The following is a 21,654-nucleotide window of genomic DNA, read 5'->3' as shown; positions in this document are numbered from 1 at the left end:
ACGGGCCGGGGTTGTCTCAGCTCAGCCCCGCTCCCGAAGCCTGTCCTACCCGACCAGGTCAAGCACCGGCCGCAGACTGTCCGGCCGCTCCGTCACCGGCCGGTGGTCCACGAAGTGCACCCCGCACCCCAGAGCCGCCGCCCCGCCGTCCGCCCGCCGGTCGTCGCCGACCATCAGCACGTCCTCCGGGGCGACGCCGAGGCCCTCGCAGGCGACGGCGAACAGGCGTGGGTCCGGTTTCTGGATGCCGTGTTCGTACGACAGGACGTACGCGTCCACGTACGGGTCGAGGCCGTGTTCACGGAAGATCGGCCGCAGATCCCAGCCGATGTTGCTGACCACACCCACGCCGATCCCGCGCTCGCGCAGTGTCCGCAGGACGTCCTCCGTGTCCGGGTAAGGCGTCCAGGCGGCCGGCGTCATGTGCCGGTCGTACAGCGCGTCGTACAACGCCGGGTCGGGAAGCGGGACTTGGCGTGCGACGCCGGTGTACGCGGCCCGGTGCAGCGCGGCACTCTCGTCCCGCACCGCCCACACCTCGGCGAACTCCTCGGGCAGCCGCTCGGGTTGCGCCCCACCCGGCATCGCCCCCGCCGACTCCAGCGCCCGCGCCGCCTCGGCCAACTCCGGCTCGGGCAGCGCGATCCCGGTGTCGCGCAGCACGGCACGGAGCCAGGACTCGGTGGACTCTATGCGGAAGAGGGTTCCGGAGAAGTCGAAGAGGACGGCGTTCATGTGGTGATCTTACGCAGTCACGCCAGGAGTCGATGTGTGGGCAGTACCCGGTGGACTGGTTGCTGACCATCGTGACGACCCAGGCCCCCGCCGTGCGATCTCGCCCGCGCCCAGGACATCCGTGCCTCCGGCACACGCCACATGCTCACTCCGGCGAGGCGCCATCCGCAGCAGTCCGTCCAGGTCGACGACGAAGGTGAAGGGTTCGGCAAGCTCGGCCTTGTCGCGTCCGGTCAGCCAGACGTGTAGGTCGGCGACCGACCGTACGACTTCGCCCGCCGCGCCCGGCCGGATCGCGGTGAGTAGCTCCGCAGGTCCGACATATCGATGCCGCCACTCTGCCACTCTCACACCCGCCACCGCTCGTACCCCCCGACAGCCACCGCCACCACGAGCGCGCCCCTAGCAGCCAGCCGCCCACCACGTCCGACAGCCAGTGCACACCCAGCCACACACGGGTCAGTCCCACACCCGCGACGGAGATCACGGCCGTGGCCATGGCCGTACGCCAGCCATAGGGCCGTCCACCAGGCCGAGCGCCGTCATACCAGCCACACCACGGCGCCCGCACACACAAGGCGCAGGGTCAGCGGGTCCCAGATCCAGTCCGTCAGGATCCTGCACGTACGCGTCGCCCCGCGCTGCTCGACCGCCCATCCCACTCGACCGCGACCGGAGTGAGGAGCGCCGCCGAGCACAGCGCCAGGGAGACGGTGGTGCGCCGGACGATCGGGACGGGAGGGACAGGGTGCGCATGGAACGATCCTCCACGACCCGTGGTGTGCGAGTGAAGCTCCGCCGCTCCTCAGCCGAGCGCCCGCAACCCGGGCACGAAGGCCACCAGCACCGGCACCACCGGGACCAGCGCCGCCGTCGCGGTCAGGCCCAGGCGGCGCATTGCCGTGAGCCGGTCCGGGGGAGTGAGCAACCGGTGCACCCGCTGCGGGACATGGGCCTGCGGAGTGGGGCACGGGCCGAACACCCCACGATCTTCGTTGAGTTCGACCAGTGCGAGTGCCGTGGTCAGTCGGCCGAAGCGGCGGGAGGCCATGTCGTCGGCGGCGAGTTCGACCAGGCGATGCATCTCGTCCCGGAACGCGGCGAACACCGGCACCTGCGGAAACCCGTTCGCGAGCGCGCCCGAGCAGTGCAGCAGCCAGTCGTGCCGGGCCTGCGCGTGCCCCTGCTCGTGGGCGAGCAGCGAGTCCAACTGGCGTCCCTTCAGCCGGCGCAACGCGGCCGTGGTGATGACCAGTTGGGGCGCGGTACCGGACATCCACCAGGCGTCGGGCCGCTCGCCCTCCAGGATGACCAGCGGCTCGGCGCCGGGCTCCTCGCCGGGCAACACCGGGGCCCGTACCAGGAGTTCGGCCCTGCGCAGCCGGCGTCGTGCCCGGGCCCGTACGACTTCCCGGACCAGCATCGCCGCGGTCCACGCCCCGCCGCAGGCGAGGGTCACCGCGGTCGCGGCGGCCCAAGGCCCGGTCGTCACCAGGGGATAGGCGTCCACGACCGCGTGCGGCGCACTGGCGAAGACATGACCGCGCACCGCCTGCCACGCGGCGGCGGCGCTGAGCGTCATCGACAGGGCGCAGCACAGCAGCACGGCCACCACCACGCACTGCCAGACCCACAGCGCGACCACCGGCTCATGGTCCGCCCAGTCGGCCCGGGCGAGCAGCCGTGGGGCGACTACGGCGGCCAGGGCGCCGAGCAGCAACAGTGCCGCGGGGACCATCATGGAAGCACCCTATGAGCGGCGCGGTGATCAGGGGTACGGCTTGTCACGCCAAAGTGACGCAGACCACGATTCCGTACAGCCGCGCCCGTGTTCCGGCTCCCCGCCCCCCTTCACAGGGTCAGCAGCATCGCGACCATGCCGATCCCCATGGACAACCGGCACGCCCGCGCCAGCTCCGGCCGGTCGCCCCACCCGACGCTCCCGGCGCCGGCGGCCGTGGCGTTCGCGGGCACCAGCCGGACCCCCGACAGCAGGACGTATCCGACGAAGTAGAGGAGCAACACGCCGGTCACCAGCGGGACTCCGGAGCCGCCGTGCTCGTGGTGGTGTGCGGGGGAGGCGGCCATCACGAGCGCCATGTAGATCATGGCCGCCGTGCCCAGCAGATGGTGCACATGGTGCGGGCTCCTGCGGGCCGTCCACAGGGCGCGCAGCGCCGCCGCGCCGAACACCGCCGCGTAGCCGGGCCAGGCCCACGACGGTGGGCTGAACACCGCGGCGGGCACGGCCATCGCGGCCATGCCGAAGCCCATCAACGCCTCACCGCCCGCGGCCCGGCGCTGCTCCTCCACGGGGCTGCGCATCCGCAGCAGGCAGTACGCCCCGGTCGCCGCGCACAACGCGACCAGCAACCAGCCGGGCGAAGCCGGTCCACCCTGCACGCGCATCCCCCCTGCTCCGTGTCCCTGACGAACGGCGGGCGGCTCGACCTCCATGCCCCGCCCTCGGCCTCACTCTCCGTCGACAGTCGGTCACAGGATGCCCGTGCCGCACGGGGCGCAACCGAGCGCAACGGTGTACACGGGGAGCACTCGGTGGAGCGCGGCAGGTCGGAGTCCTGTCGGAGGCGCGTTCGCGGCAAATTATTCACGAGTAAAACACCTGCTAAACTTGTTTCCCATGAGCAGTGCGACCCCCGCCCCGACCCCGCGCGTCCGACGTCTCCCGCTCACCGGCGTGCTGCGCCTCGGTCGGCCCTCCGACATCTGGTTCAAGCCCGCGCTCAGCGTGGTCGCCTCCGTCGCCCCGCCGAACCTGATCCTGTTGGGCCTCGGCCGTCTCGACCTGGCGATGTACACGATGGCCGGCTCCTTGTGCGCGCTCTACGCCCACAACAAGCCCTACGCCGCCCGGGCCCGTGCCCTGGTGTGGGTGGTGCTCGGGATGATCGGCGGACTCGCCGTCGCGCTGGTCACGGCCTCCCTCACCACGAACGCCGTCGTACTCGTCACGGTCGGCGCCGCCCTGGCCGCCGTACAGAAGGGACTCTGCGACGCGACCCGGATCGGCCCGCCCGGGAACGTGGTCCTCACCTTCATCAGCTCGGCCTCGCTCTTCGCGCCGCAGACGCTCGGCCAGGTCCCCGGTCACCTCGCACTGGCCGCCGCAGCGGGCGCCTGGGCCTGGCTCGTCGGCATGACGCCCGGGCTCGTCCGCCCCTACGGCCCCGAGCGCCGCGCCACCGCCCAGGCACTGAACGCGGCCGCCGCATACGCGGCCGCTCAGGGCGAAGGTCATGCACGCGCGCGTGCCGCCGCGGCGGCCGCCGTCCACGCCGCCGGGCAGTCCCTGCTCGCCACCGGAGCCCGCACCGCACCCCGCCGCGCTCTCGAACGCCTCGTCGTCCGTGCCGAGGTCGCGCTCGCCGCACCCGCCGACGCCGACCCGGAGCGGTTGCGCACCTGGGCGCGCGAACTGCGCGGCAGGGGACCGGTCCCGCAGGCCGATGAGACCGTGGGCGCCGCAGCCGAACTCCTCGGTGTGGAGGCCGAACTCGCCGCCCCCGCCCGCCTGTTGTGGACGAGGCTCGGCCCGCTCACCCCCCTCGTGCTGCGCACGGCGCTCGGCTGCGCCCTCGCCGGATACGCCTCCCTCGCCCTCGGGGTCGGCCGCCCCTACTGGGCCCTCGTCACCGCCGCCTCCCTCTACCAGGCCAACATCACCCTCACCTGGGGCCGTGGCGTCCAGCGCGTCGTCGGCAACCTCGCCGGTGTGCTCGTCTTCGCCGCGGTGGCCCCGCTCGCCCACCTCCACCCGGCGGCACTGGTGCTGTGCTGCCTCGCGTTCAACTTCGGTGCCGAGGCGCTGATCGGCCGCAACTACTGGCTCGGCAGCGTCTGTGTGACCCCGATGGCGCTGCTCGTCACCGAGTTCGCCCGCACCCAGCAGCCCGGCGAGCTGATCACCGAGCGGGTCGTGGACACCCTCGTCGGCGCCCTGGTCGGCCTCGTCGCCGCGGTCGCCGTCACCAACCGCCGCGCGACCGACCGCATCGAGGAGGCGCTGAGCGCGGTGGAACGGGCCCGTGAGCGGGCCGCGCGGCTCCTCGTGGAGCGGACTCCCGCGCCCGGAGCCCTGGAATCCGCGCACCGCGCGCTCGCCGCCGCCCTGGTCGAACTGCGCGCCACCGTAGACGCCGCGTCCGGCGAGTGGTGGCAGCGCGCCCTGCCGCAGGAGCGGGTCGTGCTCGCCGAGCGGTCCGGACACCGTACGCTCGCCGCGACGGTACGACGCCGGGGGCCAGGCCCCTGGATCGCCGTGGATCGGCGCACAGGCGGGAAGACGGAGGGCGTACGGGGATGACGGCAACGAACGGACGGCCGGTGGGCGGGCCGGACCCGGCCCGCCCAACCGCTCCGGGTGCGGTGCGGCGCGACACCGTCGCCGCCGTCGTCGGGCAGTGGCAGGCCGTGCACCCCGACCTCGACACCGGCCCGATGGAGATCATCGGCCGCATCAACCGGTGCGCCGCCCTGCTCCAGCAGGCCGAGGACGCGCCCCTGCGGCGGGCTGGGCTCAGCCGTCCCGAGTTCGACCTCCTCGGCGCGCTCCGCCGCACCGGGCACGAGCTGACGCCGAGCGAGCTGACCCGGGAGACCTTCTCCTCGGGCGCCGCCGTGACCAAGCGCCTCAAGCACCTGACCGAACGGGGTCTGGTGGAGCGCCGCGGCGACACCCGCGACCGCCGGGTCGCCCACGTCCGCCTCACGGACACCGGCCGCGACCTCGTCGACGCCATCCTGCCCGAGCAACTCGCCTACGAGACCACTGTGCTGTCGGGCCTGGACAATCGCGGACAGGGCGAACTCGCTTCCCTGCTCGGCGAGTTGCTCGTCCAACTGGAAGGCCGACCGGGCGTGCTGCGCGTCTGAGCCGCCGCACCTGGACCGTGACGGACCGTTGACGCGGATCGCGTGGTCTCCCTACGTTCGACCAGGCCGGTTCGGGACACCGACCGGCATACGACATGTCGAACAAGGGATTGATGCCGTGGCAGCCGCAGCCTCCGCCCGCGAGACGCTCACCATCGACCTCGGCACCGAAACGGGCCCCTTCCACGGCGGCGCGAGCGGCACGCTCTACGGCCTCTACGGCGCCGGCGTCCCCAGCCGCAACGTCGTCGAGGGCATGTACGTGCGCACGGTCTCCACCAAGGCCCAGGACGGCACCCAGCACCCGGGCGCCGACGCCCTGGAGATCCTGCGCCCCTTCGTGGAGGCGGGCGGCCGGGACGTCTACGTCTACATGACCGACATCTACCGCGGCTTCCCCTATGAATGGCCCGGCGACACCGGAGCCGAGCGGCTCGCCGACTTCACGGCGCGCGTCCGCAGGCAGGTCGAACAGGTGCTGGCACTGGGCGCGTACAAGTCCCATGTCGTGTACGTCCCGTTCAACGAACCCGAGGGCAACATGTTCGGCACGGGGGAGTGGAGCTACGACCAGGTTTCCTGGCGCACCGACCCGCACCGCTACTTCACCGCCTGGCGGGACATCCACCGCCTCATCAAGGACCTCGACCCGGGCGCCCGCATCGCCGGCCCCAACACCTCCCTCCTGTACGACGAGGTGCGCGGCTTCCTGGAGTTCGCCAAGGCCGAGGGCGTCCTGCCCGACGTCATCACCTGGCACGAGCTGTCCTCGCCCGACGAGATCCGCACCAACGTCACCAAGTACCGTGCACTGGAAGAGGAGTTGGGCATCGGCCCGCTGCCCGTCAACCTCAACGAGTACGCACACAACTACCACTTGTCCGTGCCGGGGCAGATGATCCAGTGGATCGCCGCCATCGAGGAGTCCAAGGTCGACGCCGACATGGCGTACTGGAACATCGACGGCAACCTCAACGACTCGGCCGTGGAGGCCAACAAGGGCAACGGCCAGTGGTGGCTGTTCAACGCCTACGGGCAGTTCACCGGCAACACCGTCCGGGTCGACGCGCCCCACCCCAACGTCCAGTACACGCTGCAGGGCGTCGCCGCGCTCGACCGGGACAAGCGGCAGGCGCGGGTGCTCCTCGGCGGCGCCGGCGGGGCCGCGGACGTCGTGTTCGAGCACGTCGACCCCGAAACCTTCGGCACGACCGTGCACCTACGACTCCAGGAGATCCCCTGGACGGGCCAACTCGGCGCCTCCGCACAGCCGTTGCGTCTAACAGATCGCGAACTGCCAGTCCTGGACGGCAAAGTGACGCTGCGTCTGGCCGACCTGGAGGAGATGTCGGCGTACCAGGTGATCCTCTCCCCGGGCGGCAAGGGGGCCCTAGCGCTGTCGCCCTCGGTCGGCTGGCGGCGGACGTACCAGGCCGAGGACGCGACCTATCTCGGCGGCGGCCGTTCGCTGAACGGGCCCGAGGGGTCCCCGTCCGCCGTCGACAGGTTCGCCGGCTCGACCGGCTACCACGTGGGCGGGCTCCGCACCGGTTCCGACGGTGTGCTCGCCTTCTCCGTGGAGGTCCCGCGGGACGGGACGTACGACGTGAGCGTCTTCGCCAACTCCTACAACCTGGCCGACGCGGTGCGCGAGCAGGGGCCCACCAATGTCTTCCTCCGGGTCGACGGCAGGCAGCCGCAGGAACTCCGGTTGCCGCTCGGCTACAAGTGGGCGGTGTGGGGACACGCCGACACCCGGGTCGAGCTGACCGCCGGCGCGCACACGATCACCCTCGCCGCCCAGGACCCCGACCTCGGAGCCACCCGCGGCGACGCCGTCATCGACAGGCTCGACCTCGCCCTGCGCGACGAGCACGTGAACGCACCCGCGCTGTACGACGCCGAGTTCGCTGCCCTGGGTGGCGGCGCCCGCGTCGGCTACGCGTGGCGCGGAGCCTCGGGCCCCGGGGTCGCCGTACTGCCGAGGGGCGGCACCGCAACCTTCTGGGTGCACGCTGCGGACGACGGGGAGGCGGCGGTGAGCGTCGATCTGGTCGGCCCCGGGGACGGCGTGTTGACGGTCAACGGCGAGGATGTGTCGACGATCAACGGTATGGACGTGGGGACGTTCGGCGGAGACGACATGAGGACAGTCAGCGGAGGCGACATGGGGATTGTTGAACGATCCTCCGTTCCCCTGTTCCTCGCGTCCGGCATCAACAAGGTCACCGTCACCGCCACCTCGGACCAGCTCGTCCTGGACCGCCTCCAGGTAGGGCCTTCACGCGGTCTCCTGCCCACGTCGACCCACCAGGCCGAGGAAGGCGTCGTGACGGGCAGTGCCCGGGTCACCGGCGCCCACACGTTCGCGACCGGCGGCAAGGCGGTGGAAGGCGTCGGAGCCGGAACCGGGAACGCCCTCACCCTCACCGTGACCGCGGAGCGCGCCGGCCGTCACGCGCTCACGATCCGCTACTCCAACGGCGAGCAGGCGCCCGCCACCCACTACAACCCGGACCCGGTCTGCCGCCACGCGGACATCGCGGTCAACGGGGGTGCCCCGCAGCGCGTGTTGTTCCCCACGACCTTCCACTTCAACGACTTCCGCGACCTCTCCGTCCCGGTCACGCTCGACGCCGGCGCCAACACTCTCACCTTCACCGCCGACGAACTCCGGGACCACGACGGCCACTCCAGGAACCAGTACGGCCAACGCTCCGCGTACGCACCGGTGATCGACCGGGTGACGGTGACCCGGCTGGCCTGAGGACGAGGTACGGGCGGCCGGCTCAGCCCGCCTCGTCGGCCGCCGCGTACACCCCGAACACCGCGCCCTGCGGATCCCGCAGCACCGCGATCCGCCGTACGTCGCCGACGGACGTGGGCTCCATGAGGACCGCGCCGCCCGCCTCCGTCGCCGTGGCGGCGGTGGCGTCGACATCGATCACGGAGAAGTAGGGCAGCCAGTGCGGGGGCACTTCCGGCGGGAACTTCTCGTCCATCGTCATCATGCCGCCGAAGTCGGCGCCGTCGATGCCCCACTGCGGGTAGTGCTCCGAGGGGCGGACGGTCCAGCCGAACACCGCCGTGTAGAAGGTCTCCGCCCGCTCGGGCGCCCGCGTCAGCAGCTCCACCCAGCCCAGCGAGCCGGGCGCGTTGAACAACCCGGCGCCGGGGAAGGTCCGCGCCTGCCACATCTGGAAGGCGGCACCGCCCGGATCCAGAGCGACCGCGAAGCGCCCGATGTCGAACACGTCGACGGGTTCCATCACCAGCGTCCCGCCCGCCGCCCGCACCTTCTCCGCGGCCGCGTCGGCGTCCGCCACGGCGAACGACTGGTTCCAGCCCACCGGTTGCGACTCCTGGTACAGCGGCGTCAGCGCGGCGACCGCCGCGTCCCCGACGTGTGCGACCGTGTAACCGCCCGCCTCCTGCCGGGGATCGGTCTCCGTACGCCAGCCGAACAGGTCCGAGTAGAACCGCTTGGCCGCCTCCAGATCACTGGTCCCCAACTCGGTCCAGCAGGGCCCACCGGTCACCGGCTTGTCGAGCTTCATGGCGTTCCTTCCGCAGAGAACTCCCCTCCCAGCACGCTATGCCCGGGCCGCGACCCCGGCCATCGGGCGGGCAGGGGCGCCCCGCCCGCCGTGGACCTAGATCCCCGGCCGATACCGCAACGGATGATCCGCCGGCACCTCCACCAGCACGATCCGCGTCCCGTCCGGATCCGAGATCCACATCTCGATCAGCCCCCAGGGTTCCTTCACCGGCGGCCGCACGATCTCGACCCCCTTCGCCCGCAGCTCCTCGTGCGCGGCCTCCACGTCCGCGACCTGCAACCACAGTTGTACGGCGGGGGAGTGCGGGGTGTCGGAGCGCCCGGATACCTCCAGGAAGCCGCCGCCGAGGAAGTAGACGGTCCCGCGCTCCGGGCCTGTGCCGAACTCCCGGTGGACGGCCAGTCCCAACTGCTCGCCGTAGAAAGCGCGGGACCGCTCGGGATCGCCGGGACGCAACAGGATTCGGCTGCTCAGTACGTGCACCATGCGGCCGGAGCCTAGTCGCCCGAGTCGCGTTACTCTCGTCCCTGCCCGAGCCGCGCCCCTGATCGGAGTTGTGCACCATGGAAACCGCCGCCACCGGACTCACGTTCCGAGACGCCACCGACGCCGATGCGGACGCCTTGGTGGTGCTGATCGAGTCCGCCTACCGGGGGGACTCCAGCCGGGCCGGGTGGACCACCGAGGCGGACATCCTCGAAGGGCAGCGGACCGATCCCGAGGGTGTGCTCGCGGTCATCAAGTCGACCGACAGCCGACTGCTGGTCGTCGAACGCGACGGTCAGGTCGTCGCCTGCTGCCAGCTCGAACACCGGGGCGACCACGCCTACTTCGGGATGTTCGCCGTAAGCCCGCGGCTCCAGGGCGGCGGCCTCGGCAAGGTCATCATCGCGGAGGCCGAGCGCACGGCCCGCGAGACCTGGGGCGTGCGGGAGATGCACATGACCGTGATATCCGTACGCGACGACCTCATCGCCTGGTACGAGCGCCGCGGCTACCGCCGTACGGGCCGGATGACCCCGTTCCCGTACGGCGACGAGCGGTTCGGCATTCCGCAGCGCGAGGACCTGCAGTTCGAGCTGCTGGTCAAGCCGCTGGTGTGACGGTCATGCCGTAAAACGGCCGGTGCGTTTGATCTCCGGGTAGTCGGTGGTCGCGCCGTCAAGCCCCAGGGCGCGTACGAGCCGTAGCTGGTCCTGGGTGTTCACCACCCAGCCGATGATCTTCAGGTCCGCCTTCCGGGCCGCCTCGACGACCTCCAGGGTCAGCCGGCGGATGTTGAGGCAGACCGTTTCGGCACCGGCCTCGGTGGCCCGGTCCACCACGTCGGGGCCGAAACGGCTCGCGATCAGCGCGGTGCGCACACCGGGCACCAGACGGGAGATCTCGGCGATCGCCTCGTCGTGGAACGACGACACCTCCACCCGCCCGGCCAGGTCGCGCCGCTGCATCACCTCGGCCAGCGCCCGCGCCGCCGCCAGGTCCTTGATCTCGGCCTGGAGCGGTGAGGCGACCGCGTCCAGTACCTCTTCGAAGACGGGTACGCGCTCGCCGCGGCCCGCGTCCAGGGTGCGCAGTTCGCCGAGGGTCCGCTCGGCGATCGGGCCGGTCCCGTCGGTCGTACGGTCCACGTCGGCGTCGTGCATGACGACGAGGGCGCCGTCCTTGCTCAGATGCAGATCGAGTTCGATGACATCGAGGCCGGCCTGCTCGGCGGCGACGAAGGAACGGAGAGTGTTCTCGGGTTCGAGACCCATGACTCCGCGGTGACCGATGGTAAGGAAGTTCAAGGTTCAACTCGCTTCCGTCGACGGCGGCTCGGCACGCGCGCGTGGGCGCGGCCGGACACCGGCGTCCACGCGGCAGAGCCGCAGCCTAATGGCCGGACCCGGCGATGTACCCGCGCGTACACGGAGCAACTACGCACTTGGAGCTGTACCGCGCGTCGCCGTCACTCCTCCGTGGACGAGTGTCGCGGGCGTTGACCGGAACCGGACCCCGGTTCCATGCGCGTCGGTGTCTACCCCGTCACAGCGGATGTAATCGTCTTCCCCGTGTCCGGCAGGAAAAAGTGCGGTGACGGCCCGGGGCGCGCAGGATAATCTGCGGAACCTCCCCTTGCTGGGAGAAACCATGAACGCATACGGTGTCCATACGCGAGGTTCTCCCGTGGAGGATGGGGCATGACTGAAATTCTTGTGCAGGTGGGTACGGAGGAGCGGGTTCCTCCCGTGACCAGGGTGGTGGAGCATCCGGCATGGCCCGTGCTCAAGGATGCCGTGGAGCGGATCCGGCCATGGCAGTCGAAGGACGGGTCGATCGACTTCACGGCCGAGGGTGCCCCGGACCGCGCGGACGTCGAGCACACCGTGCGCCGCGTTACCGGTGCCGTCGAGGAGCTCTCCCCGCTGCTCCCGCACGATGCCGCCTACCACACCGCGCTGGTCGCAGACCTGGAGCGCTGGGCGGACGACGGCTTCCAGGAGCCCGACTTCCTCGACTCGCTGCTGGCCTTCCAGCCCGCCGCGAACCGCCGGGACGGACTCCAGCACCTGGTCGTCTTCCCGATGTACACCCAGAACGGCAACCCGGACCGCAACCTCGAAGCGGTCGTCCTGCGCATGGTCTGGCCCGACTGGCTGGCCGAGCTGGAAGCGACCCGCTACGACAACCCGCTGTTCTGCGGCATCACCTTCGAGGACTTCACGGCCGGCTACGACACCAACTCCGCCGTGCTCTTCCCGGAGACCATCGCCGTGCGCCAGGCGCCGGAACGTTTCTCCTGGGGTGGCATCTTCTGTGACCGCGAGGCCGCCCGCTTCCGCCGGGTGACCGAGGCCGCCGTCGACATCCTGGGGATGCGACTGCCCGAGGACATCGCCTCGATGGTCGACGACCAGAAGCGCTGCGAGGAGGCCTTCGTCCTGTGGGACATGGTCCACGACCGCACCCACAGCCACGGCGACCTGCCCTTCGACCCGTTCATGATCAAGCAGCGCCAGCCGTTCTGGATGTACGGCCTGGAGGAGCTGCGCTGCGACCTCACCGCCTTCAAGGAGGCCGTGAAGCTGGAGGCCGACGGCGTCCCGCAGGCCCGTGACGTGCAGTACGCGGTCCTCTGCGACCGCATGTTCCGCTTCCCGGTCACCGGCGAACGCGTCCGCAACTACGACGGACTCGGCGGCCAGCTCCTCTTCGCGTACCTGCACCAGCACGGCGTCGTCCGCTGGACCGACAACAAGCTGCACATCGACTGGCAGCGCGCCCCCGAGGTCACCAACCGGCTGTGCGCCGAGATCGAGGACCTCTACCGCGCGGGCATCGACCGCCCCAAGCTCGTCCACTGGTTCAAGGCCTACGAGCTGGTCGCCACCTATCTCGCCCCGCACCCGGGCTCCAAGTGGGCCAAGGGCCCCGATGCCCTGGACCTGACCCAGCCGCCGCGGAAACTCGTGGATGACGTGCTTGCGGACGAGTTTCCGCTGAGCATGTTCTATGAGGCACTCTCCAAGAAGCTGAAGAACGTGATCGCCTCGACCAAGGGGATCCGGGTGGAGAGCGCCGAGCAGGTCGCCGCGTGAGCGACCGCACGACAGAAGTGGCTCAGGAGGCGAGGACCATGGGGAACGGGGCGCTCAACGGCGCGGTGATCGCGGTGGCCGGAGCGGGCGGGCCCGCGGGCCATGCCGTACTGCTGCGGCTGGCGGAGGCGGGCGCGACCGTCGTCGGCTCGGACGCGCATCCCGAGCGCCTGGCGGAGGCCGTGGACGCGGCCCGCTACGCGCACGGCGGGGCCACCGTCGTCGGGGACACGGTCGACCTGCTCGACGCGCAGGCGACCCGCGAGTGGGCCGAGCACATCGAGAAGGACTTCGGCCGCATCGACGGCCTGGTCCACCTCGTCGGCGGCTGGCGCGGCAGCGCCACCTTCACCGACACCGACCTCGCCGACTGGGAGCTGCTGGAGAAACTGCTCATCCGCACCGTCCAGCACACCTCCCTGGCCTTCTACGACGGCCTGGAGCGCAGCGACCGCGGCCGCTACCTCCTGATCAGCGCGGCCGGCGCCAGCAAGCCCACCGCGGGCAACGCGGCGTACGCCGCCTCGAAGGCCGCCGCCGAGGCCTGGACCCTCGCCATGGCCGACGGCTACCGCAAGGCCGGGGGCGCGGACGGTCCCACCTCCGCCGCTGCGATCATGGTGGTGAAGGCACTGGTGCACGACGCGATGCGCGCCGAACGCCCCAACGCGAAGTTCGCGGGCTTCACCGACGTCAAGGATCTCGCCGAGGCCATCGCCGGCGTCTGGGACAAGCCCGCCACCGAAGTGAACGGACACCGTCTGTGGCTGACCGAGAAGCCATGAACCCTCCGAAGGCCCCTTTTACGCAGGCCGGACGCCATCACGACCCGGAGAGCCGCGGCTTCGCCAGTGACAACTACGCCGGCGCTCACCCCGAGGTACTCGCCGCCCTCGCCCTCGCCAACGGCGGCCACCAGGTGGCCTACGGCGAGGACGACTACACCGACCACCTCCAGGGCGTCATCCGCAGCCACTTCGGCGCCACGGCGGAGGCCTTCCCGGTCTTCAACGGCACCGGCGCCAACGTCGTCGCGCTCCAGGCGGTCACCGACCGCTGGGGCGCGGTGATCTGCGCCGAGAGCGCGCACATCAACGTCGACGAGGGCGGCGCCCCCGAGCGCATGGGCGGCCTCAAACTGCTCACGGTGCCCACCCCGGACGGCAAGCTCACCCCCGAACTGATCGACCGGCAGGCCTACGGGTGGGACGACGAGCACCGCGCGATGCCGCAGGTCGTCTCGATCACCCAGAGCACCGAACTCGGCACTCTCTACACGCCCGACGAGATCCGCGCGATCTGCGACCACGCCCACGCACACGGCATGAAGGTCCACCTCGACGGCTCCCGGATAGCCAACGCGGCCGCCTCCCTGAACGTCCCCATGCGGACGTTCACCAACGCGGTCGGCGTCGACATCCTCTCCTTCGGGGGCACCAAGAACGGCGCCCTGTTCGGCGAGGCGGTCGTGGTCATCAACCAGGACGCCGTCAGCCATATGAAGCATCTGCGCAAGCTGTCCATGCAGCTCGCCTCCAAGATGCGCTTCGTCTCCGTGCAGTTGGAGGCGCTGCTCGCCAAGGACCTGTGGCTGCGCAACGCCCGCCACGCCAACGAGATGGCCCAGCGCCTCGCCGAGGGCGTGCGCGCGGTGCACGGTGTGGAGATCCTCTATCCCGTGCAGGCCAACGGCGTCTTCGCCCGCCTTCCGCACGACGTGAGCGAGCGTCTCCAGCAGCGGTTCCGCTTCTACTTCTGGGACGAGGCCGCCGGCGACGTCCGCTGGATGTGCGCCTTCGACACGACCGAGGACGACGTGGACGCCTTCGTGGCGGCGCTTAAGGAGGAGATGGCGCGCTGACGGGCCGCAGGAGGTCATGCATAGGTATGCGGTCGTCTGAAAAGTCATTGACTCTCGGGTGATCGCTTTCCTATGCTCTCCGGTCATGGAGCTGATCCAGAACGCCCCCGACCTGTCCGCCTACTTGGCCGCCGACGAGGTCATCGACCACGAGCACCCTCTCGTACGGGAGACGGCCGCGCGGCTGGCCGACGGTGCCGCAGACTCGTATGGCTATGCACGGTTGGCGTTCGAGTTCGTGCGGGACGCCATTCCCCACTCGCAGGACTCCGGCGACCTGCGCGTCACCTGGCGGGCCTCCGACGTCCTGGAGCAGGGCACCGGCATCTGCTACGCCAAGGCGCACGCCCTCGCCGCGCTGCTGCGCGCCGAGGACATCCCGACGGCGCTGTGCTACCAGAAGTTCGACGTGGTGCATGGTCTGGTGGCCGTCCGCTTCAACGGGGCCTGGCACCGGCAGGATCCGCGCGGCAACAAGCCGGGCGTGGACGCGCAGTTCTCCCTCGACGGCGAGCGGCTGGCCTTCGTACCGGATCCGGAGTTCAATGAGCTGGACTATCCGGTCCTGTACGCTGAACCGCATCCGGTCGTGCTGAGCGCCCTCAAATCCGCCCCCGACCGGCCGTACCTGTGGAAGACGCTCCCGACCGCACTCTGAGGCAAGCCATGGCTCTCACACTGACCGTGTCCGACGAAGTCCGCGCCCTCGCCCCCGGGTTCACGCATCTCGCGATCGAGGCGCACGGACTGGTCAACGGGCCGAGCACCGGCGCGAGTTCGGCGCTCCTCGACGACGCGGCCCGCCGGCTCGCCGTGCGACTCGACGGTCGGGCCCCGCACGAGGACCCGCACATGGCGGCCTGGCGCGAGGTGTACACGGCGTTCGGATCGAAGCCGTCGCGCACCCGCAACTCGGCGGAGGCGCTGGCCAAGAGGGCGCTCTCGGACGGCGGGCTGCCCCGGATCAATCTCCTGGTCGACCTCTACAACGCCATCAGTGTCGCCCACCTGATCCCTGTGGGCGGTGAGGACACCGACCGCATCCAGGGCGGGATGGTGCTCGAACGGGCCGTCGGGGACGAGGAGTTCGTGACCGTCTCGGGCGGCGAGGAGGTCGTCGAGCACCCGGACGCGGGCGAGGTGGTCTGGCGTGACGCGGCCGGGGTCACCTGCCGCCGCTGGAACTGGCGGCAGGGGCCGCGCACCAGGCTCACGGAGCAATCGACCTCCGCCGTCTTCCTGTTGGAGAGCCTGGCGCCCATGCCGGTGGCCGACGTCGAGGACGCCGGTGCCGAACTCGCCGAACTGCTGGGGAAGTTCAGCCCAGGGGCGCGGATCTCCGTCCACGCCCCGGCATGACGGCTCAGCGGGCCTCGGCCGCCTTGACCTCTTCAGGGGTCGGCGCGGTGCCGCCGAGATGGGCGGGCATCCACCAGGTGTCGTCCGGGCCGTTCGGCCGCACCGGGTAGGCGCGCTGGGCGGCCTCCAGCAACTCCTGGATGCGCTCGCGCAGTCGACGGGTGATCGCGCCCGCGTACTGGTCCTGAGGAGCCTCCACCGGCTCGCCGACCCGGATGGTGATCGGGGTGTGGCTGCGCTTGAAGTTCTTCGGGTGCCCCTTGGTCCACAGGCGCTGCGTGCCCCACAGGGCCATCGGGATCAGCGGGACACCGGCCTCCTGGGCCATGCGCGCGGCACCGGACTTGAAGCTCTTCAGAGTGAAGGACTGCGAGATGGTCGCCTCGGGGAAGACGCCGACGATCTCGCCGGACCGCAGTGAATCCAGTGCGTGCTGGTACGCCGTCTCGCCCTGCTTGCGGTCCACGGGGATGTGCTTCATGCCGCGCATCAGCGGACCGGAGATCTTGTGCCGGAACACCGACTCCTTCGCCATGAAGCGCACCAGGCGCTTCTGCGGCAGCGCGGCGAGACCGTCGAAGATGAAGTCCAGGTAGCTGATGTGATTGCTGACCAGCACGGCGCCGCCCGAGCGCGGAATGTTCTCCGACCCCTTGCAGTCGATCTTGAGGTCCCAGGCCTTGAACAGCGTTTGGGCGAGACCGATGACGGGGCGGTAGACAAGCTCAGCCATGGACGGGGTGGACCCTTCTCTCTGCCTGGAAGGGGTTCTCCGGGCGGGAAAGTTACGCCGCCGTAGGTTTACGGCATTGCGCAGATCGTGCCCCAAGAACGGACGAGTGGCCAGTCCTCGTGCCGCAGAACGGCGAGATCCTCGTCACGTCCATCACTTGATCCACCTCGGGCTTTTAAATTGTCTTTACTGTGCACGTACTGTGACGCGACGCGCGAGCAGGTACATCTCGCACCCCAGGCAGTACCCGAAAGCGGCATTGAGGAAGGCGGCGGCGAGCGCGGCGCCGGCCGCCGCGAGCCCCAGCCACTCGGGACCCGGGCCGAAACCGACCAGACCCAACCCGGCGAAGACCAGCCCGACCGCCTGCGCGAACCGCGGCGGCTGCGGCGACTCGAACTCGGTCGGCGGCCCGATCCGGGGCCGTACGGCCGTCCGGAACAGCCAGCCGTACGGCGAACGGCCCACGCCGCCCGCCGCGCCCAGCGCGAACGCCAGGGTCTGCCAGGCCAGCAGCCAGAAGCTGCCGGTGATCAGCACGACCGCCAGTACTACGGTCGTCAGGGCCGCCCCGAAGCGCGGCCCTCTCACGTCGATGTCCATGAACCCAGGATTCCGCAGCGAAATCGATTCGTAGTGCTGGGAATCTTTGCAGTCTCGTGAACGCTGAAGCCGGGGATGACCGGACTGATGGTGTGCGTGGCGGTGTTCGCGGTGGCGAGCGCCTACGGAGTGCTGCATCGGCGGCGGAGCGGGAGAGTGCGGGTGCGCGGGCGCGACGGCGGAAAACGGCTCGGGGCCGCCGAGTTGGGCGGCGACCTCGGTGAGAAGGCCACCCTGGTGCAGTTCTCCAGCGCGTTCTGCGCGCCCTGCCGGGCCACGCGCCGGGTGCTGGGCGAGGTGGCCGACATGGTCGCGGGCGTCCGTCACATCGAGATCGACGCCGAGGACCATTTGGAGCTGGTACGCGAACTCGACATCCTGAAGACCCCCACCGTGCTGGTCCTCGACGCCGACGGACGGGTCGTACGCCGCGCCACCGGCCTCCCCCGCAAGGCGGATGTCATCGCGGCTCTGGGGGAGGCGGTCTGACGGCTGTGACGACTACGGTGAGGCATCTCCCATATGCCGGAACGTACTTGACTGCGCGCACCACCTATCGTCAGCCTGACCGTATGCCTTCGGAACTCCTTCTCTTCGGGCGGGTGCACGTCGACCTCGCCCGCACCGCGAGCGCGCGCTGTCCGGGCTGTTGAGCAGCCACGGTCCCCGCTCGTCCCCTCCGCAGAAGGACAACTCCATGCCGGCCACGCCCGATCTCGGCACCCGTACTCCCCAACTCGCCTCTCCCGACCTGCTGCGCTCCGTCTTCCGGCGGCACGCGGCGGGTGTGGCGGTGATCACCGCGAGCGGTGGCGCCGGTCCGGTCGGCTTCACCGCCACCTCGCTCAGTTCCGTCTCGGCGCAGCCCCCGATGCTGTCCTTCGGGATCAGCACCGGTGCCTCCAGTTGGCCGGCGATATCCGGTGCCGACCATGTCGGCGTGCACATACTCGGCGAGCACCAGGAGCAGTTGGCCGCCACCTTCGCGCGCAGCGGCGCCGACCGGTTCGGGGCGCCCACCGCCTGGCGCGAGGGGCCCGAGGGCGTGCCGGTCCTCGACGACGTGCTCGCCTGGCTGGTGTGCAGGGTCGTCGCGCGCGTGCCCGCCGGGGACCACCGCATCGTCGTGGCCGAGGTCGTCCTCGGCGATCCCGCCGGTTCCGGCCGCCCGCTCCTCTACCACCAGGGGCGCTTCAACGGGCTGCGTGACTGAGGCCACTCGCCCGGGGTGACGGGCCGCCCTGCGAAAGTGTCGAGTTCCGATTACGCTGCGTTGCACAGGTCACAGTTCAAAGCGCTTGCTTAGCGGGCACCCCTTGGGGGAGCGTAGTGGTGCGTACTGGTGAGTAATATTTCGCTCGGAGCACCGGTCGCCCCCACAGGGAACGGCCGTTCTAGGCGCCTATGCTGCCTGGAAGTAGGCAGCCGAAAAATGACGATGCAGTAGGAGAGCCGGCGTGAGCTTGAGGATCGTTGTCACTGTGAAGTACGTGCCCGACGCCACTGGCGACCGGCACTTCGCCGATGACCTGACCGTCGACCGGGACGACGTGGACGGTCTGCTCTCCGAGCTCGACGAGTACGCGGTCGAGCAGGCGCTGCAGATCTCCGAGAACTCGGACGACGACGTGGAGATCACCGTCCTGACCGTGGGCCCCGAGGACGCCAAGGATGCCCTGCGCAAGGCGCTGTCCATGGGTGCCGACAAGGCGATCCACGTCGAGGACGACGACCTGCACGGCACCGACGCCATCGGCACCTCCCTGGTGCTGGCCAAGGCGATCGAGAAGGCCGGCTTCGACCTGGTCGTCTCCGGCATGGCCTCCACCGACGGCACCGCCGGCGTGATCCCCGCCCTGCTGGCCGAGCGCCTGGGCGTCCCGCAGGTCACGCTGCTCTCCGAGGTCTCCGTCGAGGACGGTGTGGTCAAGGGCCGCCGTGACGGCGACAGCGCCTCCGAGCAGTTGGAGGCCTCCCTGCCGGCCGTCGTGTCGGTCACCGACCAGTCGGGCGAGGCGCGCTACCCGTCCTTCAAGGGCATCATGGCCGCCAAGAAGAAGCCGGTTCAGGCCTGGGACCTCTCCGACCTGGAGATCGACGCCGACGAGGTCGGCCTGGCAGGCGCCTGGAGCGCCGTCGACTCCGCGGCCCAGCGCCCCGCGCGCACCGCCGGCACGATCGTCAAGGACGAGGGCGAGGGCGGCAAGCAGCTCGCCGAGTTCCTCGCGGGCCAGAAGTTCATCTAAGGCCCAGGCTCAACTCGCTCACCGCCCCTCAGACTTCGCAAGCACGCAGGAGACCATTCCCATGGCTGAAGTTCTCGTCTACGTCGACCACGTGGACGGCGCCGTCCGCAAGCCCACCCTGGAGCTGCTGACCCTGGCCCGCCGTATCGGCGAGCCCGTCGCGGTCGCCCTCGGCTCCGGTGCCGAGAACACCGCCGCCGCGCTCGCCGAGCACGGCGCGGTGAAGGTGCTCACCCACGACGCCGCCGAGTACGCCGACTACCTCGTCGTCCCCAAGGTGGACGCCCTCCAGGCGGCCTACGACTCCGTCTCCCCGGCCGCCGTCCTGGTGCCGTCCTCCGCCGAGGGCAAGGAGATCGCCGCCCGCCTCGCGGTGCGCATCGGCTCCGGCATCATCACCGACGCCGTCGACCTCGAGGCCGGCGACAACGGCCCGGTCGCGACGCAGTCGGTGTTCGCCGCCTCCTTCACCACCAAGACCCGCGTGGCCAAGGGCACCCCGGTCATCACGGTCAAGCCCAACTCGGCCGCCGTGGAGGCCGCTCCGGCCGCCGGCACCGTCGAGGCCCTCGCGGTCACCTTCTCCGACAAGGCCACCGGCACCAAGGTCACCGCCCGCACCCCGCGCGAGTCGACCGGCCGCCCGGAGCTGACCGAGGCCGCGATCGTCGTCTCCGGCGGCCGCGGCGTCAACGGCGCGGAGAACTTCGCGATCATCGAGGCCCTCGCCGACTCCCTCGGCGCGGCCGTCGGCGCCTCGCGTGCCGCGGTCGACGCCGGCTGGTACCCGCACTCCAACCAGGTCGGCCAGACCGGCAAGAGCGTCTCCCCGCAGCTCTACATCGCCAACGGCATCTCCGGCGCCATCCAGCACCGCGCGGGCATGCAGACCTCGAAGACGATCGTGGCCGTCAACAAGGACGCCGAGGCCCCGATCTTCGACCTCGTCGACTACGGCGTGGTCGGCGACCTCTTCGACGTCGTCCCGCAGCTCACCGAGGAGATCACCACCCGCAAGGGCTGATCCCGCCAGGCTGTACGAGGCCCCTGCGACCCGCGCGGTCGTGGGGGCCCTCGCGTGTCACGGGCCGTTCATCCCAGGCTGATGGTGGACCGCACGGGCAGATGGTCGCTCGGGAACTGGCTGTTCTCGGAGAAGGTGTCCAGGGTCGTCCGGCGCACGGTGATGCCCGGAGTGACCAGGATCCAGTCGATGCGCGCACCGCCCGGCACGAGCGCACGATAGCCGTGGAAACTCCCGTACAGCTCCCCGCGGCCCGCCGCCGCGTCCCAGGTGTCCCTGAAGCCGGCGCCCAGCATCGTGTCGTAGACCGAGGTGGTGTACGCGGCGGTGTTGAAGTCGCCGGTCACCACGAACGGCAGGGAGCGGTCGAGGCCCGCTATGCGTTCGGCGATGAGGGTGGCGGCACGCTCGCGTGCGTACTGACTCGCGTTGTCCAGGTGGGTGTTGAGGACGTAGAACTCCCGTCCGTTGTCCCCGAGGTCGCGGAAGCGGATCCAGGTCGCGATGCGCGGATGCGCGCCGCCCCAGGTGTTCGACCCGATCACGGCGGGTGTGTCGGAGAGCCAGAACTGGTCGTACTCGACGGGGGCGAGTCGGCGGGTGTCGTAGAAGATCGCCGTCTCCTCGTCGTGGCTGCCCCCCTTGCGGCCGCCGCCGATCCAGTCGTAGTGCGGGGCGAGGTCGTGCTTGATGTCCTGGAGCTGCTGGTAGAGGCCCTCCTGGGTGCCGATGATGTCGGGGGCCGCGCGGAGCAGCAGATCGCGCATCACCGGGCGGCGGACCTTCCAGCTATTGGGTTCGTCGCTGCTGGCGTAGCGCAGGTTGAACGTCATGACGTCCAGCAGCCGGGTCTCCTTGCGGACTGTCCCGGAGCGCACGGTTCCGATCAGTGGCAGGGCGACGGCTGCCGCCACCAGTGCGGTGAGCCCGGCGCGCCGCGTCACCGTCCCGACAGTCGACATGTGCATCCCCTCCCCTTGGGAGTCAGGATGAAGGGGCGGAGAGCTGGGCGGAAGAGGGCCTCGGGGCAGGAGTGAACGCCTCGGGTTCACGCCGTGG

At 70.5% G+C, this 21,654-nt stretch carries 22 protein-coding genes and 2 pseudogenes; 13 read left to right on the top strand and 11 right to left on the bottom strand.

The features are described from left to right. Positions 1–45: 45 nt before the first annotated feature. The 5 genes and pseudogenes from ABZT04_RS25655 to ABZT04_RS25635 form a co-directional block, all read right to left on the bottom strand. Complete coding sequence (locus ABZT04_RS25655; RefSeq protein ID WP_356059323.1) at positions 46–735, bottom strand: HAD-IA family hydrolase; 690 nt, start codon at positions 733–735, stop codon at positions 46–48. Between the two features lie 22 nt (positions 736–757). Further along, positions 758–972, bottom strand: a pseudogene (locus ABZT04_RS25650) (hypothetical protein); the annotation flags it as partial. Between the two features lie 110 nt (positions 973–1,082). Further along, a pseudogene (locus ABZT04_RS25645) lies at positions 1,083–1,441 on the bottom strand (phosphatase PAP2 family protein). 99 nt (positions 1,442–1,540) lie between these two features. Further along, positions 1,541–2,476 (bottom strand): M56 family metallopeptidase, encoded by a 936-nt coding sequence (locus ABZT04_RS25640; protein ID WP_356059322.1) that lies wholly within the window; start codon positions 2,474–2,476, stop codon positions 1,541–1,543. Between the two features lie 110 nt (positions 2,477–2,586). Next, on the bottom strand, positions 2,587–3,144 hold the full coding sequence (locus ABZT04_RS25635; RefSeq protein WP_356059321.1) for a DUF5134 domain-containing protein: 558 nt from the start codon (positions 3,142–3,144) through the stop codon (positions 2,587–2,589). 232 nt (positions 3,145–3,376) lie between these two features. On the opposite strand from ABZT04_RS25635, the gene ABZT04_RS25630 reads away from it, so the two are divergent. The 3 genes from ABZT04_RS25630 (at position 3,377) to ABZT04_RS25620 (ending at position 8,395) form a co-directional block, all read left to right on the top strand. Continuing rightward, positions 3,377–5,059, top strand: a complete 1,683-nt coding sequence (locus ABZT04_RS25630) for an FUSC family protein (RefSeq protein ID WP_356059320.1) — start codon at positions 3,377–3,379, stop codon at positions 5,057–5,059. Then, positions 5,056–5,628 carry a MarR family transcriptional regulator gene (locus ABZT04_RS25625; protein WP_356059319.1) on the top strand — a complete coding sequence of 191 codons (573 nt, stop codon included), beginning with the start codon at positions 5,056–5,058 and terminating at the stop codon, positions 5,626–5,628. The genes ABZT04_RS25630 and ABZT04_RS25625 overlap by 4 nt, the downstream gene beginning before the upstream one ends. 118 nt (positions 5,629–5,746) lie before the next feature. Continuing rightward, a complete protein-coding gene (locus tag ABZT04_RS25620) occupies positions 5,747–8,395 on the top strand; it encodes a CBM35 domain-containing protein (RefSeq protein WP_356059318.1) in 2,649 nt (882 codons plus the stop codon). Between the two features lie 22 nt (positions 8,396–8,417). Here ABZT04_RS25620 and ABZT04_RS25615 read toward each other — a convergent pair whose 3' ends face one another. After that, entirely contained in the window at positions 8,418–9,185 is a 768-nt protein-coding gene (locus tag ABZT04_RS25615) for a VOC family protein (RefSeq protein ID WP_356059317.1), read from the bottom strand. 96 nt (positions 9,186–9,281) lie between these two features. Further along, positions 9,282–9,674 (bottom strand): VOC family protein, encoded by a 393-nt coding sequence (locus tag ABZT04_RS25610; protein ID WP_356059316.1) that lies wholly within the window; start codon positions 9,672–9,674, stop codon positions 9,282–9,284. Between the two features lie 77 nt (positions 9,675–9,751). Here ABZT04_RS25610 and ABZT04_RS25605 point away from each other — a divergent pair, with 77 nt between their 5' ends. Next, complete coding sequence (locus tag ABZT04_RS25605) at positions 9,752–10,291, top strand: GNAT family N-acetyltransferase (RefSeq protein ID WP_356059315.1); 540 nt, start codon at positions 9,752–9,754, stop codon at positions 10,289–10,291. A 3-nt stretch (positions 10,292–10,294) separates the two neighbouring features. On the opposite strand, the gene ABZT04_RS25600 is transcribed toward ABZT04_RS25605, so the two are convergent. Next, positions 10,295–10,978: a glycerophosphodiester phosphodiesterase family protein gene (locus ABZT04_RS25600; RefSeq protein WP_356059314.1), complete on the bottom strand. Its 684-nt coding sequence runs from the start codon at positions 10,976–10,978 to the stop codon at positions 10,295–10,297. A 393-nt stretch (positions 10,979–11,371) separates the two neighbouring features. Between ABZT04_RS25600 and ABZT04_RS25595 the strand changes: the two genes are divergently transcribed. From ABZT04_RS25595 to ABZT04_RS25575, 5 genes are all read left to right on the top strand, one after another. Next, on the top strand, positions 11,372–12,769 hold the full coding sequence (locus tag ABZT04_RS25595) for a DUF6421 family protein (protein ID WP_356059313.1): 1,398 nt from the start codon (positions 11,372–11,374) through the stop codon (positions 12,767–12,769). Positions 12,770–12,807: 38 nt separating this feature from the next. Next, positions 12,808–13,554 (top strand): SDR family NAD(P)-dependent oxidoreductase, encoded by a 747-nt coding sequence (locus ABZT04_RS25590; protein ID WP_356059312.1) that lies wholly within the window; start codon positions 12,808–12,810, stop codon positions 13,552–13,554. Then, complete coding sequence (locus ABZT04_RS25585; protein ID WP_356059311.1) at positions 13,551–14,630, top strand: low specificity L-threonine aldolase; 1,080 nt, start codon at positions 13,551–13,553, stop codon at positions 14,628–14,630. The genes ABZT04_RS25590 and ABZT04_RS25585 overlap by 4 nt, the downstream gene beginning before the upstream one ends. 85 nt (positions 14,631–14,715) lie before the next feature. Beyond that, positions 14,716–15,288, top strand: a complete 573-nt coding sequence (locus ABZT04_RS25580; RefSeq protein WP_356059310.1) for a transglutaminase family protein — start codon at positions 14,716–14,718, stop codon at positions 15,286–15,288. A gap of 8 nt (positions 15,289–15,296) precedes the next feature. After that, positions 15,297–15,989 (top strand): phenylalanine--tRNA ligase beta subunit-related protein, encoded by a 693-nt coding sequence (locus ABZT04_RS25575; RefSeq protein ID WP_356059309.1) that lies wholly within the window; start codon positions 15,297–15,299, stop codon positions 15,987–15,989. 4 nt (positions 15,990–15,993) lie between these two features. Here the strand turns inward: ABZT04_RS25575 and ABZT04_RS25570 are convergent, their stop codons facing one another. Both ABZT04_RS25570 and ABZT04_RS25565 read right to left on the bottom strand, forming a co-directional pair. Continuing rightward, entirely contained in the window at positions 15,994–16,722 is a 729-nt protein-coding gene (locus ABZT04_RS25570; protein WP_318014729.1) for a lysophospholipid acyltransferase family protein, read from the bottom strand. Between the two features lie 186 nt (positions 16,723–16,908). Then, positions 16,909–17,325, bottom strand: a complete 417-nt coding sequence (locus tag ABZT04_RS25565) for a DUF4395 domain-containing protein (protein ID WP_356059308.1) — start codon at positions 17,323–17,325, stop codon at positions 16,909–16,911. A 75-nt stretch (positions 17,326–17,400) separates the two neighbouring features. On the opposite strand from ABZT04_RS25565, the gene ABZT04_RS25560 reads away from it, so the two are divergent. From ABZT04_RS25560 to ABZT04_RS25545, 4 genes are all read left to right on the top strand, one after another. Next, the gene (locus ABZT04_RS25560; protein WP_356059307.1) at positions 17,401–17,814 is read left to right on the top strand and encodes a thioredoxin family protein; all 414 of its coding nucleotides are present in this window, start codon (positions 17,401–17,403) and stop codon (positions 17,812–17,814) included. 208 nt (positions 17,815–18,022) lie between these two features. Next, complete coding sequence (locus tag ABZT04_RS25555; RefSeq protein ID WP_356059306.1) at positions 18,023–18,538, top strand: flavin reductase family protein; 516 nt, start codon at positions 18,023–18,025, stop codon at positions 18,536–18,538. Between the two features lie 244 nt (positions 18,539–18,782). After that, positions 18,783–19,571: an electron transfer flavoprotein subunit beta/FixA family protein gene (locus ABZT04_RS25550; RefSeq protein WP_356059305.1), complete on the top strand. Its 789-nt coding sequence runs from the start codon at positions 18,783–18,785 to the stop codon at positions 19,569–19,571. 61 nt (positions 19,572–19,632) lie between these two features. Continuing rightward, the gene (locus tag ABZT04_RS25545; protein WP_356059304.1) at positions 19,633–20,595 is read left to right on the top strand and encodes an electron transfer flavoprotein subunit alpha/FixB family protein; all 963 of its coding nucleotides are present in this window, start codon (positions 19,633–19,635) and stop codon (positions 20,593–20,595) included. Positions 20,596–20,663: 68 nt separating this feature from the next. Here ABZT04_RS25545 and ABZT04_RS25540 read toward each other — a convergent pair whose 3' ends face one another. Then, positions 20,664–21,557: an endonuclease/exonuclease/phosphatase family protein gene (locus ABZT04_RS25540; protein ID WP_356059303.1), complete on the bottom strand. Its 894-nt coding sequence runs from the start codon at positions 21,555–21,557 to the stop codon at positions 20,664–20,666. Positions 21,558–21,654 lie beyond the last annotated feature (97 nt).

It is taken from the genome of Streptomyces sp. NPDC005492, assembly GCF_040605995.1.
GTDB lineage: Bacteria > Actinomycetota > Actinomycetes > Streptomycetales > Streptomycetaceae > Streptomyces.
This window is presented reverse-complemented; position numbering and strand designations above follow the sequence as displayed.

Bases quoted from the DNA above. Each gene is read 5' to 3' on its own strand.
- ABZT04_RS25655 (WP_356059323.1), bottom strand. From the start codon at position 735: ATGAACGCCGTCCTCTTCGACTTCTCCGGAACCCTCTTCCGCATAGAG.
- ABZT04_RS25640 (WP_356059322.1), bottom strand. From the start codon at position 2,476: ATGATGGTCCCCGCGGCACTGTTGCTGCTCGGCGCCCTGGCCGCCGTA.
- ABZT04_RS25635 (WP_356059321.1), bottom strand. From the start codon at position 3,144: ATGCGCGTGCAGGGTGGACCGGCTTCGCCCGGCTGGTTGCTGGTCGCG.
- ABZT04_RS25630 (WP_356059320.1), top strand. From the start codon at position 3,377: ATGAGCAGTGCGACCCCCGCCCCGACCCCGCGCGTCCGACGTCTCCCG.
- ABZT04_RS25625 (WP_356059319.1), top strand. From the start codon at position 5,056: ATGACGGCAACGAACGGACGGCCGGTGGGCGGGCCGGACCCGGCCCGC.
- ABZT04_RS25615 (WP_356059317.1), bottom strand. From the start codon at position 9,185: ATGAAGCTCGACAAGCCGGTGACCGGTGGGCCCTGCTGGACCGAGTTG.
- ABZT04_RS25610 (WP_356059316.1), bottom strand. From the start codon at position 9,674: ATGGTGCACGTACTGAGCAGCCGAATCCTGTTGCGTCCCGGCGATCCC.
- ABZT04_RS25605 (WP_356059315.1), top strand. From the start codon at position 9,752: ATGGAAACCGCCGCCACCGGACTCACGTTCCGAGACGCCACCGACGCC.
- ABZT04_RS25595 (WP_356059313.1), top strand. From the start codon at position 11,372: ATGACTGAAATTCTTGTGCAGGTGGGTACGGAGGAGCGGGTTCCTCCC.
- ABZT04_RS25590 (WP_356059312.1), top strand. From the start codon at position 12,808: ATGGGGAACGGGGCGCTCAACGGCGCGGTGATCGCGGTGGCCGGAGCG.
- ABZT04_RS25585 (WP_356059311.1), top strand. From the start codon at position 13,551: ATGAACCCTCCGAAGGCCCCTTTTACGCAGGCCGGACGCCATCACGAC.
- ABZT04_RS25580 (WP_356059310.1), top strand. From the start codon at position 14,716: ATGGAGCTGATCCAGAACGCCCCCGACCTGTCCGCCTACTTGGCCGCC.
- ABZT04_RS25575 (WP_356059309.1), top strand. From the start codon at position 15,297: ATGGCTCTCACACTGACCGTGTCCGACGAAGTCCGCGCCCTCGCCCCC.
- ABZT04_RS25570 (WP_318014729.1), bottom strand. From the start codon at position 16,722: ATGGCTGAGCTTGTCTACCGCCCCGTCATCGGTCTCGCCCAAACGCTG.
- ABZT04_RS25565 (WP_356059308.1), bottom strand. From the start codon at position 17,325: ATGGACATCGACGTGAGAGGGCCGCGCTTCGGGGCGGCCCTGACGACC.
- ABZT04_RS25560 (WP_356059307.1), top strand. From the start codon at position 17,401: ATGACCGGACTGATGGTGTGCGTGGCGGTGTTCGCGGTGGCGAGCGCC.
- ABZT04_RS25555 (WP_356059306.1), top strand. From the start codon at position 18,023: ATGCCGGCCACGCCCGATCTCGGCACCCGTACTCCCCAACTCGCCTCT.
- ABZT04_RS25545 (WP_356059304.1), top strand. From the start codon at position 19,633: ATGGCTGAAGTTCTCGTCTACGTCGACCACGTGGACGGCGCCGTCCGC.
- ABZT04_RS25540 (WP_356059303.1), bottom strand. From the start codon at position 21,557: ATGTCGACTGTCGGGACGGTGACGCGGCGCGCCGGGCTCACCGCACTG.